Origin of the sequence: Aeromonas molluscorum, from assembly GCF_051376105.1 — a bacterium.
Lineage (GTDB): Bacteria > Pseudomonadota > Gammaproteobacteria > Enterobacterales > Aeromonadaceae > Aeromonas > Aeromonas molluscorum.
The window spans coordinates 1268956-1282514 of sequence record NZ_JBPQCY010000002.1 but is presented as its reverse complement, the minus strand read 5'-3'; the positions used below and the strand labels follow the sequence as shown (position 1 = coordinate 1282514).

At 59.1% G+C, this 13559-nt stretch carries 10 protein-coding genes and 3 pseudogenes; 8 read left to right on the top strand and 5 right to left on the bottom strand.

Translation table 11 applies throughout. From position 1 onward, the window contains the following. Positions 1–39: 39 nt before the first annotated feature. On the top strand, positions 40–822 hold the full coding sequence (locus ACSMDR_RS16530) for a hypothetical protein (protein ID WP_436468937.1): 783 nt from the start codon (positions 40–42) through the stop codon (positions 820–822). Between the two features lie 25 nt (positions 823–847). Here the strand turns inward: ACSMDR_RS16530 and ACSMDR_RS16525 are convergent, their stop codons facing one another. Both ACSMDR_RS16525 and malX read right to left on the bottom strand, forming a co-directional pair. Beyond that, positions 848–2044, bottom strand: a complete 1197-nt coding sequence (locus ACSMDR_RS16525) for a MalY/PatB family protein (RefSeq protein ID WP_436468936.1) — start codon at positions 2042–2044, stop codon at positions 848–850. Between the two features lie 90 nt (positions 2045–2134). Further along, positions 2135–3706 carry a maltose/glucose-specific PTS transporter subunit IIBC gene (gene malX / locus ACSMDR_RS16520; RefSeq protein WP_436468935.1) on the bottom strand — a complete coding sequence of 524 codons (1572 nt, stop codon included), beginning with the start codon at positions 3704–3706 and terminating at the stop codon, positions 2135–2137. Positions 3707–3993: 287 nt separating this feature from the next. Between malX and ACSMDR_RS16515 the strand changes: the two genes are divergently transcribed. Continuing rightward, a complete protein-coding gene (locus ACSMDR_RS16515) occupies positions 3994–5046 on the top strand; it encodes a Mal regulon transcriptional regulator MalI (RefSeq protein ID WP_436468934.1) in 1053 nt (350 codons plus the stop codon). 34 nt (positions 5047–5080) lie between these two features. Here ACSMDR_RS16515 and ACSMDR_RS16510 read toward each other — a convergent pair whose 3' ends face one another. Further along, on the bottom strand, positions 5081–5227 hold the full coding sequence (locus ACSMDR_RS16510; RefSeq protein WP_436469369.1) for a hypothetical protein: 147 nt from the start codon (positions 5225–5227) through the stop codon (positions 5081–5083). Between ACSMDR_RS16510 and ACSMDR_RS16505 the strand changes: the two genes are divergently transcribed. Continuing rightward, positions 5196–5504, top strand: coding sequence for a hypothetical protein (locus tag ACSMDR_RS16505; RefSeq protein WP_436469341.1), 309 nt, complete (start codon positions 5196–5198; stop codon positions 5502–5504). The two genes, ACSMDR_RS16510 and ACSMDR_RS16505, sit on opposite strands and share 32 nt — an antisense overlap. A gap of 483 nt (positions 5505–5987) precedes the next feature. Here ACSMDR_RS16505 and ACSMDR_RS16500 read toward each other — a convergent pair. Beyond that, a protein-coding gene (locus tag ACSMDR_RS16500) for an IS3-like element ISAs22 family transposase (RefSeq protein ID WP_436468933.1) occupies positions 5988–7063 on the bottom strand; the annotation gives its coding sequence in 2 pieces (ribosomal slippage) (positions 5988–6811 and positions 6811–7063; 1077 coding nt in all). Positions 7064–7299: 236 nt separating this feature from the next. On the opposite strand from ACSMDR_RS16500, the pseudogene ACSMDR_RS16495 reads away from it, so the two are divergent. Beyond that, a pseudogene (locus ACSMDR_RS16495) lies at positions 7300–7488 on the top strand (helix-turn-helix domain-containing protein); the annotation flags it as partial. 29 nt (positions 7489–7517) lie between these two features. Here the strand turns inward: ACSMDR_RS16495 and ACSMDR_RS16490 are convergent. After that, positions 7518–8610 (bottom strand): annotated as a pseudogene (locus tag ACSMDR_RS16490) (ISAs1 family transposase). Between the two features lie 86 nt (positions 8611–8696). On the opposite strand from ACSMDR_RS16490, the pseudogene ACSMDR_RS16485 reads away from it, so the two are divergent. From ACSMDR_RS16485 to ACSMDR_RS16470, 4 genes and pseudogenes are all read left to right on the top strand, one after another. After that, positions 8697–9464: pseudogene (locus tag ACSMDR_RS16485) on the top strand (IS30-like element ISAs2 family transposase); the annotation flags it as partial. 858 nt (positions 9465–10322) lie between these two features. Next, positions 10323–12218, top strand: coding sequence for a fructose-specific PTS transporter subunit EIIC (locus tag ACSMDR_RS16480; RefSeq protein ID WP_436468932.1), 1896 nt, complete (start codon positions 10323–10325; stop codon positions 12216–12218). 152 nt (positions 12219–12370) lie between these two features. Then, the gene (locus ACSMDR_RS16475; protein ID WP_436468931.1) at positions 12371–12676 is read left to right on the top strand and encodes a PTS fructose transporter subunit IIB; all 306 of its coding nucleotides are present in this window, start codon (positions 12371–12373) and stop codon (positions 12674–12676) included. Further along, complete coding sequence (locus ACSMDR_RS16470; RefSeq protein WP_436468930.1) at positions 12676–13443, top strand: PTS sugar transporter subunit IIA; 768 nt, start codon at positions 12676–12678, stop codon at positions 13441–13443. Before ACSMDR_RS16475 ends, ACSMDR_RS16470 begins: the two co-directional genes overlap by 1 nt. The last annotated feature ends 116 nt before the right edge of the window (positions 13444–13559 follow it).

Sequence of the window (13559 nt, the reverse complement as noted above, 5' to 3'; positions counted from 1 at the left end):
AACAAAGTGCGGAACAATCTGACTGGAAGGAGGTCAGCGATGGATCTGGATATGACGACCCTGCGTAGAAAGTGGCTCAAGAAACATCTGCAAGAGCTGCGGGTTTCAAAGGACGAGGATGAAGAGAAAGGAGACATGCTGGGATTCGTCGGCATTCTGTGCGCGGCTATCCCGCTGCTGACAGCGGCCATTTACGTTGTGGGAGTGCGTTATTACCACGGCTACCTGAGTCAGTTCGGGCTGGATAGCACCGAGTTTTCACTCCCAGCAGACGCCACACTTCTCTACGGTTTTCACCTGCTTATCAAGCTGTTTCTGCCCTATATATTTCCCCTTGTCTTGGCAGTTGGGGCGCTGTTTGTGGTGCTCTCCTTTCTGTTTTTCAAAGTGAAGTGGCGACTGACACTCTCCTGGTGGCTGGTTCGCGTCTTCGTGCTGCTTCCCATCGTGCATAAAGGAGTAAAAATTGCCCGTCGGTATCCCGCGCCCTTTATCTTCAACTGTTTGATTTGGCTGAAAAGTGCCTACTTGAAATTCGCCATTTTTATCCTTCCCTCCTTGCTGGTCATCATGGCGTCTGAACACATCAGACCCATGGGGGAAGAACTGGCCCGCAGCCAGATCACCCGCCTCGAACAAGGCAGCTGGCCGACGACAGAAGCCCATAGCCGGTCACCCTTGCTCGGTGACGAGCCCCATATCCGCATCGCCTGCAATGGCACCCATTGTGCCTATCGCCTCAAGGGGGGCGACACCCTGATCCTGCGCTTCGATCAGATAGAGCAGACCCGCTACCAGCCTGAAAAGGCGACCTCGAAATGAACAAGCCGCCCCGAGGCGGCTTGTTTTATCCGGCGTGCAGCTCCTGCAACGCTGTGATCAGGGCGTCGAGCCCCTTATCCACTTTCTGCCGTGCGCAGCCGACGTTGAGGCGAATATAGCCTTTGCCTTCCGGGCCATAGGTATCGCCGCGCATGATGGCAACCCGGTATTTTTCCACCAGCAAGGTTTGCAGGGCGTCCATTCGCTCGGTCGAGTCGATACCGAGCCCGCGCAAATCTATCCAGGCGAGATAAGTCCCCTCGGGCACTCGATAGTCGATGGCCGGCAAAGCCCCGTTGAGCCGTTCGGCTACCCGCGCCAGATTGCCATGCAGGTGGTTTTTCAGGGCATCGAGCCAGGCCCCCCCCTCTCGATAGGCGCTGATATGGGCCAGTATGCCAAGAATAGGTGGGGAGGAGAGGCCATGGGCTGCCTTGAGCTGCCGAAGATAAGTATCCCGGCTCGCCGCATCGGGAATGAACGCATAAGCCCCGCCAAGGGCCGGGATATTGAAGGATTTGGAACCCGAACTGACCAGCGCCCAACCATCGTCCCGTGCCACCTCGCTCCAGGGCAGATAGGGGACAAAGCTGATGTCCATATGGATGTCGTCCGAGATGACCTTCACCCCGTGGCGCAGGCAGATGTCTGCCATGCGGGAAAGTTCATCCCGGGTCCAGACCCGGCCTGTGGGGTTGTGGGGGCTGCACAGCAGCAGGATGCGACAATCGGGCCGCGCCGCCTGTTGCTCGAAACAGGCCCAGTCGATGTGATAACGCCCCTCCCGCTTTTCTAGCGGACAAGAGAGCAGCCGCCGGTCGTTGGCGGCGAGCATATTGCCGAAGGCATCGTAGGCGGGGGTATGCACCAGCACCCCTTCGCCGGGCGCCGACCAGAGGGCCACCAGCTGGGCAATCACATAGATGACCGAGGGGCCAAAGACCAGGGTCTCGGGGTCGAGGTTGGCACCATGGCGGCGGGCAAACCAGCCGCTCACCGCCCCCTTGAAGTCACTGTGGTTCCAGCGACTGTAGCCAAAGACCCCGTGCTCCAGCCGCTTGGACAGGGTCTTGCGAATGCAGGGGGCTGTCTCAAGATCCATGTCGGAGATGGTGAAGGGGAGCAGGTCGGCATGACCGAAACGGTCGGCCACATAGTCCCACTGGGTGCAATAGGTGCCACGGCGATCGACCTCCCGGTCGAAATCATAACTCTCACACATGCTCTCTACCTCTCCATAAATACAGCGAATGACCCGTCAATGGATAAGGGGGCATCGCGCCCCCCAACACATCGCTCACTGCGGCGCACATCAGGCCCCCATCAGGCTCTGCAACTGGTTTTTCACCAGATGCACCTGCGGGCCTATGACCACCTGCAGGTTGTGCTCGTCGAGCTTGATCACCCCGATGGCACCGTTGGCTTTCAATACCTTGTCATCGACCCGGCTCATGTCCTGCACCGACATCCGCAGCCGGGTGATGCAGTTGTCCAGCGCCAGTATGTTGTCGGCCCCCCCCAGTGCATTGAGGATGATCTCGCCGTTGTAGCCGCTGTTACCCACGGGTTTGCCAGCAGGTTGCGGGGCGTCGTTGCTCTCCAGCTCACGACCCGGGGTTTTCAGGTTGAAGCGCACGATGGCGAAACGGAACACGCTGTAGTAAATGGCAAACCAGATGGCCGCCACGACCGGCACCAGATACCACTTGGTGGCCGTACCTTGCAGCACGCCGAACACCAGAAAATCAATGAGGTTGCCGTCGGTGTTGCCTATGGTGACCCCCAGGAGGCCCATGGTCATAAAGCCCAGACCGGTCAGGGTGGCGTGGATGAAGTAGAGCACAGGCGCCACGAACAGGAACAGGAACTCAAGGGGTTCAGTGATGCCACCGATGACGCAGGCCACCACACCGGAGACCAGCAACGCCTTGATCTTGCCGCGATTTTCCGGACGGGCGCAGTGATACATGGCGAGTGCCGCCCCCGGCAGGCCGCCGAGGAAGGCGGGCATCTTGCCCTGAGACAAGAAAGAGGTCGCAGAGACCGAGAATTGGGTGGTATCGGCGCAGGAGAGCTCGGAATAGAAGATATTGAGGGCGCCGCTCACCTCGTTGCCGCACACAAGCGATGTGCCGCCCGCTTCGGTGAAGCGGATCAGCGCCACCAGAATGTGATGCAGACCGAGCGGCAGCAGCAGACGTTCACCTGTGCCAAACAGGAAGGGACCGAAGGGGCCTGCGTGGGAGATGACGGCGCCGATGCCGTTGATGCCGGCAGCGAACCAGGGCCAGACCAGAGGCACCACCAGACCGACCACCCCCAGTACCAACGCCGTGATGATGGGAACGAAGCGGGCGCCGCCGAAGAAGGCCAGCGCATCCGGCATCCGGTAGGTGTAGAAGCGGGCATGCAACTTGGCGACGATGACCCCGACGATGATGGCGCCCAGAATACCGGTGTCGATGGAGCTGATACCGAGGATGGACTTCACCCCGTAGGCTTTCTCCGCCGCCCCGTCACCGATGACGTTGGCCACGGTGAGGTAGAAGTTGATGGAGAGGTTGAGCGCCGCATAGCCAACGAAACCAGCAAAGGCCGCCACCCCCTTCTCTTCCCGCGCGAGCCCGAGCGGGATGGCCACCGCGAACATCACCGGCAGATAGATGAAGGCCACCAGCCCCACCTTGGTCATCCACAGGAAAAGCAGTTGCAACACCATGTTGTCGAGGAAGGGCATGCTCTGCTTCACCGCATCGCTGGTGAGCGAGCTGCCGACACCGAGCAGGATACCGGAGAAGGCGAGCAGGGCGACCGGCAGCATAAAGGTCTTGCCGAGGCTCTGCAGGAACTCCCATATCGTGGATTTGGCGGGGGACTTGGCCATATGTCTGATCCTTGTGAAGTGAAGGTCATGCCCCGATGCCGCCCTCCACCGCGCTGGTAGCGCGTCGTCAGCAGGAGAGTGGGTTTGCATCAGGTTTTATGAATGATAAAACGTTTTACCAAGTTGCAAGTGCCAACAAGATCACAGAATCACAGGAATAAATGGCGGCCTGTCGCAAATCTGTGAGGCAGATCCATGCCCATGAGATGTAACGTTTCACTTAGGGATATGAGGGGTTATGCTGTGGCTATTCGGTCTCTTGCCCCATGGCTGCAACGCTTTTTCTTATGTCGTCACACTCCATCTCGCCCAAATCGCAACCCGCGAAGCACGCCAAGATCACCGACGTGGCCGAGCTGGCGGGGGTCTCGGTCACCACAGTCTCCATGGTGCTCAACGGCAAGGGACGTATCTCCCCTGCCACAGCAGAGCGGGTGCAGCAGGCTATCAGGCAGCTCGATTATGTGCCCAACAGCGCCGCCGCCAACCTGCGCAATCAACACTCCAATCTGGTCGGCTTGATCCTGCGCGACATCACGGATCCCTTCTATACCGAGGTGACGGCAGGGGTGAGCGAGGTGCTGGAGCAGCAGGGCTACCTGCTGTTTCTGACCCAGTGCGGCCACAGCCCGGAGCGGTTGCAGCAGAGCATCCAGTCCCTGTCACGGCAGGGGGTGGCGGGGATCATCTTCAATCCGGTGCGCGGCGCCGCGGCCAAAACACTGCAAACCCTGCTCGACTCACAGCTGCCGGTGGTGTGCGCCGCCCGCTCCTACTACCGCGACGACGTGGACTTTATCGGCCCCGACAACACCCACGCCGCCAAGCAGGCCACCACCTATCTCATCGAGCAGGGTCATCGCCACATCGCCTACGTGGGCGGACGGGCCGACTCCCTGGCCCGCGCCGAGCGGATCGGCGGCTACTGCGCCAGCCTGCTGCAATATGGCCTGCCCTTCAAACCAGAGTGGATATTGGAGTGCGAACGCACCCAGCGCAGCGCAGCCGACACCATCGCCCAGCTGCTGCACCAGCACCCCAAGGTGACCGCCGTGCTCTGCCACTATCCCGAAGTAGCACTGGGTGGCATCTACGGGGTGGAGGCGAGCGGGCGCACCGTGGGCAAGGACAACTACATAGGTCAGCAGGTGGCGCTGCTCGGCTTTGACGACGTGGCGGAAGCGGAACTCAGCTCCCCCGCCCTCACCTTTATCAGCTCACCGGCCCGCGAAATTGGCCGCCAGGCCGCCCAGCGATTGTTGGCACGGATGCAGCAACCCGATCTCGCTCCCAACCGCCATATCATCACCCCCAGCCTGCAAAAACGAGAGTCGGCCTGAGGCTCCGTCAGGACCTCCAAACTGACTCACCCATTCACTGGCGCCAGCGCGTCATCAGCTGGCCATTCCCGGCCAACCGATCCAGGCAATCCCCCCCATGGGTAAATCCCCCCAGGCAGGGGGTTGAGAGCCAACTGGACAAGTCTATGATGGGCACGCCATCCGCAGCAGAGTCCGCCATCGTGACCACACAACCTAAACAACAGCAACAGACCGAACCACAGAGCGAGCTCCATCGCTGTGACAAATGCCGGGAACGCACCCGCCATATCGTGGTACTGGTGCCACGGGATCACAGCCAGGATGTGATGCCCAAAGACCCGCGCAAGGCCTTCTGGCAAGCCTTTCGCTCCAGCAGCCTGACCAATGCGGTATTCGGCCAGACCCTCGCCTATCAGGCCACCCATGTGCGGCACCTGATTTGCGAGCGCTGCGGCGAGAAGTTTCTCGAGTATTGAGTACCTGTTGCTCCCGGCAGGGGGCGATAGCCTGCCTGCTGCCGTACAAATAAGCCCGCACTCTCACTAATTTGTTGATCCCCGGCCGCTTTCTCGCAAAGGGCCGTTTTACCCCCTTCCACCACAGCTTGCTATGCCCCGCTTGCAACCAGGCTTCCTCGGGATCGCTGCCTGTGCCGCAACAAGGTAATCGAACGGCCATGTCCCGCTATATCACCGGTTGACCGCAGCAGACTGGCAGCTGTCATCACAGGTGGTAGCGTGGTTTTTAGGTTGGCGCAGCGCGTAGAGAAGCCCGACAGGCAAGCATTATTGCGCCAGCCAGAGCGGAATAAACGTGGATACAAGAGATTGGCACACCAGAATTAACGATACATTTCGCGGTAAACCTTGGCTTCACTTCGTTCAGCGCCAGCCCATGATTTTTAGCCCAAGAGACGAGATGGTAATCCCCCCATTTTTTGGAGCACTCAAAAGTAGAGGTCATGCGGCCTGTGCCAAGCGCTGTTTCGGCGTGTAGCCGCCCAGCGCCATATTGGGCCGCTCATGGTTATAAACCCACAGCCAGTTCGTGGCAAATTCCTGTAACTCATTCAGTGACTCAAACAGGTAATGGCCCAACCAGTCGTAACGCACAGTGCGGTTAAATCGCTCTATGTAGGCATTCTGCTGCGGGTTGCCTGGCTGGATATACCTCAGCGCAATCCTCTTCTGCTGCGCCCATTGCTTGAGCTCTTCGCTGATGTATTCCGGACCATTATCACAGCGGATTGCGGCTGGTTTGCCCCGCCACTCGATGACCTGCTCCAGCACCCGTTTGACTCGCGAGGCAGGCAAGGAAAAATCCACCTCGATGCACAGTGCTTCGCGATTGAAGTCATCGATCACATTAAACAACCGCACCGAACGACCATCGCTGAGCTGGTCATGCATAAAGTCCATCGACCAACAGTGAGGGACTGCCAACGGCTCCGGCTTGGCCCGCACTAGCCGCTTCTTGGGTTTTATCCGCAGATTGAGCTCTAGCGCCCGATAGATCCGGTAGACCCGCTTGTGGTTCCAGCCAAAGCCTTTGACGTTACGCAGGTACAGGAAGCACAGTCCGAAACCCCAGTTGCGCTGGTTGGCGGTGAGGCGCAGCAGCCAGTCGGCAATCTCCTGGTTTTCATCAGCCAGCACGGGCTGATAACGGTAGCAACCCTCGCTCACCTTGAACACCTGGCAAGCCAGACGGATAGAAATGGCGTAATGAGCCACAGCCTTGGTCGCCATCTCCCTGCGGGCAGATGGCGTCACCACTTTTTTGCCATCGCCTCGGAGATGATCTCAGCCTTTAGGCGCTCCTCGGCATACATCTTCTTAAGGCGACGATTTTCCTCTTCCAGCTCTTTGAGGCGCGCCATGAGAGAGGCATCCATGCCACCGAATTTGGAGCGCCACTTGTAGAAGGTGGCGGAGCTGATGCCATGCTCACGGCAGAGCTCAGGGACGGGTGAACCAGACTCGGCCTGCTTGAGGATGGCGATGATCTGTGCATCGCTAAAGCGTGATGTTTTCATGTAGAACCTCCTGCGTTCAAGATACGAGAAAATTCTACTTATGAGCACCTCAGTTTTTCGGGGGGATTACCAGATGAGCCATATATCCAACGAGACGGCAATCGAAACGACGGCTCCTTGCCCATGAAGTGCGGGAATTCAGATAATAAGTGCGACACTCATGGATGAATGGCGAGAGGTGGCCAACTGCTGATTGGTGGTACCCTTCTGCTCGCCAAAGTAAAAGCAGTATCACCATGAGCTATCAGCAGTTGACCGAGGGGCAACGATACCAGTTATCGGTGCTTCGCGCACAGGGGATGTCCATCCTTGCCACCGCACGCGCCATTGGCGTTCATCGCTCCACCCTCTACCGGGAGCTGCGTCGTAACGCCGGGCCGCAGGGCTACCAGCCAGACAATGCGCATCAGCACGCCACCCACCGACCAGGGCGGGAGCACACTTTGCTGAATTTTTAACCAAAGAATAACTGTGCCCGATAATTGTCATCCCAACTTGCTTTTTTTAGCTTGTTTCTCTGGCTCGGCGCGCCGCAATCACTCTGTTTTACGATGTTCAGAACAAACCGTCGGAATAGCGCCATATTCTCGACCGCATCCTCCATCGCAATCCTTGATGCATCCTCGTTGAACACCACATCAAGAATGTAATGCTGACTGTTCTCGATCCGCCAATGCTGACGAATATAGTGCCCGAGCAACTTGTGCTTGGGGGATAACGAGCTGACATAGTAGGAGGTATCTACCGTTCCTTTCCCGTTGGCACTACGGTGGCGCTCAACGGCAATGATGCTGCGGATTGTCGGCCATTTCTCCGCCAGCTCTGGCGGTAATTTTGCTTTTAATTGAAACACATAGCGTTCTTCCTGGCGGCCATGCCCACTCTCTTTGTGCTCGACGATAATCTTCTCTTTCTGAGCGTCAAACAGTGCCTGGAATTGTGACTGAACGGCTTGGTACAACTTTGGCTGATTTTTCTTTACCTGTACCACCACATGAGCCTTCTTCTCGCTGATTTTCTCGAGTGTTTCTCTCTGACAATGCAGGGCATCGAGCGTGACAACGGCACCTTTGAGTTCAAGAATGTCCAGCATCTCTTTGACGGTTTCGATTTCCCCCTTCTTGTTAGGGGTTGCTTTCTGGCTTAACACCAGCCCATTTTCGGTATCGTAGGCCGTGACCAACTGCAGAGCATCCTTGGCATTTCCCCGAAAGGAGCCGCGTAGCACCTTGCCATCAAAGGCAATTATGGGTTTTCCCTGATGAGTGCGCTGTTCATTGACCCAGCACAGCAATGCTCAGGGAATCGATGACAATGCAGCGCAGAATGCGGGCAATGGTGTGACGACGCGGGATGCCATTGACGAAGGGGCGATACTGGCGCAGCCAATCGGCCTTTGAATTGCCATAGGTTTCTATGTCCCGCCAGCCCTCGGCACCACTCATGATGGCGCTGATGACAAGAAACATGACATCAACAAGGTCATGTTTACGATTGATGTCAGAGCGAGTTTCTTCGACAAGGGTAAGGTGTTCAATCAAGGTCATAGAGTGCGCCTCCTGCATGGAGGCGTGATTAGATCACAGACGATCAGCCTGTTCAAATTTCATTAACAAAGTGCGATCCCGCCCTGACCCACCGACGGGCCAGTGCGGCCAAATCTCGGCTATCTGCCGATGTCATCCAGTTTGTCGAGCTGACACTCGCCTGGTGGTGGAGCCCGGAGCAGATAAGCGCGGTGGGCAAGCAGATAGGCCTCATGGTGAGTCACGAGTGGATATACCGCCATGTGGCCGCCGACAAAGCCCGGGGTGGCCAGTTGTACCGCCATCTGCGCCAGGGCCACAAGCGCTACCGCAAGGGGGCGAGCAGCCTGCGTTCTCCCATCAAGGAAGCCCGCTCTATTGATGAACGGCCGGCTATCGTCGATAGCCGGGAGCGGCTCGGTGATTGGGAGGCGGACACGGTGCTGGGCAAGCAAGGCACAGGTGCACTGGTCACCCTGGTGGAGCGCAAGAGCCGGCTCTATCTGGTCAAGCGGGTCGCGAGCAAACAGGCTGGGGTGGTGCGGGATGCGATAATCGAGATGTTAACGCCCTACATCGAGCAGGTGCATACCATCACCTTTGACAACGGCGGCGAGTTTGCCGAACACAAGGCGATAGAGGAAGCGCTGGGTGCCGAGACTTACTTTGCGCACCCTTACTCTTCGTGGGAGCGCGGTCTGAACGAGAACAGCAATGGGCTGTTGAGGCAGTTTATCCCAAAGGGAACAGACCTGAGAGAGGTCACGGACGAGGATGTCAGGAGAGCGGAGCAGTGGCTCAACCTACGACCTCGGAAATGTCTCGGATTCAGGCAGCCTGTCAAGGTATTCGAAGAGTACCGTCAGGCGGCATAGGCGAGTGTCGCACTTCGAAGTTGAATTCGCGCCTTACTCGCCCCAATAAAGCTAACTGGATGATACAAGAATGAATCAATACAGACGTCCCCCAAAAAACTGAACCAGATTGTTTGTGAAATTCATATCCAGCCTGGCCATTACGGCGCCACTCGGCTTGACCCCGGAACTTATCCGGCAGGATTTTCATATGGATTTGCTTTAGCGGGCGGTGGGACGCCTCTATCAGATCGTGATCGGTGTCGCGGCAGCAATGGCGGTAATTGGCTGGCCAGTGCATCGCTATCACACCAAGCAACAACAGCCGGAGTCGCTGACAAGCATCCTGAGGATGGGCTCATCGCGCCCACCCTCAGGATGCAATATGCACCGCGACTCCCACCCCTGCCACCGCTATCGGCGGTACAACTCACCTCCGTTCATTACACCCTGTGGTTGCCCCGGAGAGTCCGCTCGCCAAGCCCATTTCTCCAGTTTGTACTCCACCAAGCTACCCTGATGACAACCATTTATGTGCGTTGGCTCACATCTCGCTCCATCATATATCCTCACAAATTTACAGAAGAAGCTTCTCTCTCCCGTCCAGACTGGTAGGGCCACAGCAATATGGCCGCAAGGGCTATACTACTAACATCATGATTTTATATGTAAAAACCAATTTTATTTTCTACTGGTGCCCAACACCTCGCTTTGGGATCAGGCTCACACTCGTGATCTTTCCGCACAAAAATCCAGTCATTCGCACATTTGTCCGATAGGGTGGCGTGTGCCCCGGCGCGATAATAGTCGTGTCAATTTTGTCTGCATGCCGTGTGCACGGCATGCCAACAGGCTCCATCAAGGAGCAGGGAGAACACCATGATCACCACCCTTATCAACGAGCAGCTGATCGCGCTCGATTTAAAGGCCAGCCGCAAGGAGGAGGTCTTCAGCGAAATGGCCCGCTTGCTGGTCGCGCAGGGCAAGGTCAGCGATGAGCAGCAGTTCATCAAGGACCTGTGGGCCCGGGAAGAGCTGGACAACACAGGCTTTGAAGAAGGTGTTGCCCTGCCCCACGCCAAGAGCGCGGCGGTGAGCACCCCGGCAGTGGCCATCGGCATCAGCCGCAGCGGTATCGATTACGGCGCCGAGGATGGCAAACCGTCCCAGCTGTTCTTCATGATTGCCTCTCCGGCTGGCGGCGCCAACCACCATATCGAGGTGCTGGCCGAGCTCTCCGCCAAGCTGATTGAAGAAGGTTTCATTGCCAAGTTGCTGGCTGCCAAGAGCTCGGCTGCCGCGCTGGCGCTGCTGCTGGAACGCAAGGAGGAACAAACCGCGGCCCCGACCACCAGCAAGGGCTTCATCATAGGTGTCACCGGTTGCCCAGCCGGCATCGCCCACACCTATCTGGCGGCAGAGTCGCTGGAGCGTGCCGCCAAGGAGCTCGGTTACGAGGTGAAGGTGGAGACCAACGGCTCCATCGGCGTCAAGAACAGCCCGACCGCGGCCGAGATCGCCCGCGCCAGCGCCATCGTCGTGGCCTGCGACAAGCAGGTGGACATGGCCCGCTTCAACGGCAAGCCGCTCATCAAGACTGGGGTGAAAGCCCCCATCAAGGATGGCAAGGGTCTGATTGAGCAGGCGCTGAAGGCGCCGGCCTATGTGGCAGGCAAAGAGGACAAGAAGGGAGAGGATAAGAGCGCGGGCGGCAGTTCCGATCTCTATCGCTACCTGATGAACGGCGTCTCCCACATGATCCCGTTCGTGGTGACCGGTGGTCTGCTGATCGCGCTGGCACTGGCCATCGGCGGCAACCCGACCCCGAGCGGCATGCAGATCCCGGCAGGGAGCATGTGGAACCAGATCCTCAACGTGGGCGTGGCCGCCTTCACCCTGATGATCCCCATACTGGCGGGCTATATCGCCTACGCCATCGGTGACCGCCCTGCGCTGGCCCCGGGCTTTATCGGCGGCTGGATCGCCAACAACGGCAGCTTCTACGGCGCCGACGCCGGGACCGGCTTTATCGGTGCCATCATCGCGGGCCTGCTGGTCGGTTATCTAGTGCGCTGGATTGCCACCCGTCACTACCACAAGATGGTGCAGCCGCTGGTGCCTATCCTGATCGCACCCATCGTCGGATCGCTCTTTATCGCCGCCGTTTTCATCTTCATCATCGGTGCCCCTATTGCCGACATGATGACAGGCCTGAACGCCATGCTGCTCTCCATGAGCGGTGGCAGTCTGGTGCTGCTGGGTATAGTGCTGGGGGGTATGGCTGGCTTTGATATGGGCGGCCCGGTCAACAAGGTGGCCTTCCTGTTCTCGGTGGGCATGATTGCCTCGGGCCAGACCCAGTTCATGGGGGCCATGGCCTGCGCCATACCGGCCGCGCCGCTCGGCATGTCGCTGGCGACCGTGCTCGGTCGCAAGATGGGGATCTTCGATGCCTCCGAAATCGAAGCGGGCAAGGCCGCCGGGGCCATGGGCCTGGTGGGGATCTCCGAAGGTGCCATTCCGTTTGCCGCCCGTGACCCGCTGGCGGTCATTCCGGCCAACGTGCTGGGCAGCATGACCGCCGCCGTCATGGCCTTCCTGTTTGGCATCACCAACAGCGTGGCCCACGGTGGCCCCATCGTTGCCCTGCTGGGGGCGGTCAACAAGCCGCTGCTGGCCCTGCTCTGCATGATCTGCGGCGCCATCGTCACCGGCGTGGTGGCGGTTGCCCTGAAAAAACTGCGCAAGGGCAACATGGCTGCCGTACCCGCTTAAACAACAGAAGCCCCGAACCACAAAGAGGCCCCCCCTGGGCCTCTTTGTGTTGTCAGCGGCACATCGCAAGCTAGCCGGGCGTATGTGCCCGTTGGACATTTCGAGGTCAGACGTTATCTTGTCCCGGCGCTACCCCATTATTGCGAGGTCCCATGAAAGTCGTTGCCGTTACCGCCTGCCCCACCGGCATTGCCCACACCTACATGGCCGCGGAGGCCCTGCAAAAAGCGGCCGCCCAGCTCGGTCTGAAGATCAAGGTCGAAACCCAAGGCGCCATGGGGCTCGAGAATGTGCTCACCGCCCGGGATATCGCCGGCGCCGATCTGGTGCTGATCGCCTCCGACATCGAGATTGAACAGAAGGAGCGCTTCCTCGGCTGCCCCCAGCGCCAGGTATCACTGGAGTCTGTGCTGCTCAATGCGGTCGCCGTGCTGAGCGCGCCACGCCCCGGCCGCTGATGCTGACCCGCGAGATCACCCTCTACTGCCGCCATGGGCTGAGCATCAGCCAGGCCAGGCAACTGAGCCGCATGGCAGGCCTGTTCAAGTCGCACATCCGCTTGAGCAACCTCAGCCGTCGCCAGACGGCCGAAGCCAGCAGCCTGCTCGCCCTGCTCACCCTGGCCACCCAGCCCGGAGATCTCTGCCAGCTGTTGATTGAAGGACTGGATGCCGAGCTTGCCCACATGGCCTTCAACTGCTGGTGCGTCGAGCTGGGCAAACCCCTTGGCCGCAGTACGACGGCGTACCTCGCCGAGCAGCGCCTGGCCACCCGCCAACCCGATTACCACTTTGCCTTGCCGCAGGTGGCGAGCCTGTCTGCCCCCCCGACCAAACCTCAGGTGCTGGCGCAGCTGACCGGCCTGCTGCCGGGGGAGCTGGTCACAGACAGCCCTAGCCTGCACAGTGAACTCATGGCCCGCGAGCAAGTCAGCGCCACCATCATCCAGGCGGGCATCGCCATGCCCCACGTGCTCAGTGCAGCTATCCGCCAGCCCGCTCTCGCCATGATCTACAGCCCCGATCCTGTCGACTGGGGCTCCAGTCTAGGCGCTGTCCACCACATCATCTTGCTCTGCGCCCCCCGGCAACTGCCCCCCGCTCAGCTCAGACCACTGACCCGGCTGGCCCGGGCCATGATGGACGAGACCCTGACCCATGCCCTGCGCCACGCCAGCAACCCTCAGAGCCGTCACGCCATCGTCATCGAGGGGCTGCTGAGCTAGCCGGCCGAGACCAGCCTGCCCCGTTCAGCTCTCTCTTGGGGAGTCTCAACACCAGGGAGACAGATCCCGCCGCCAGGGTGCTGTGATACACTGTGGCCCCGCCATTATTGATGCCA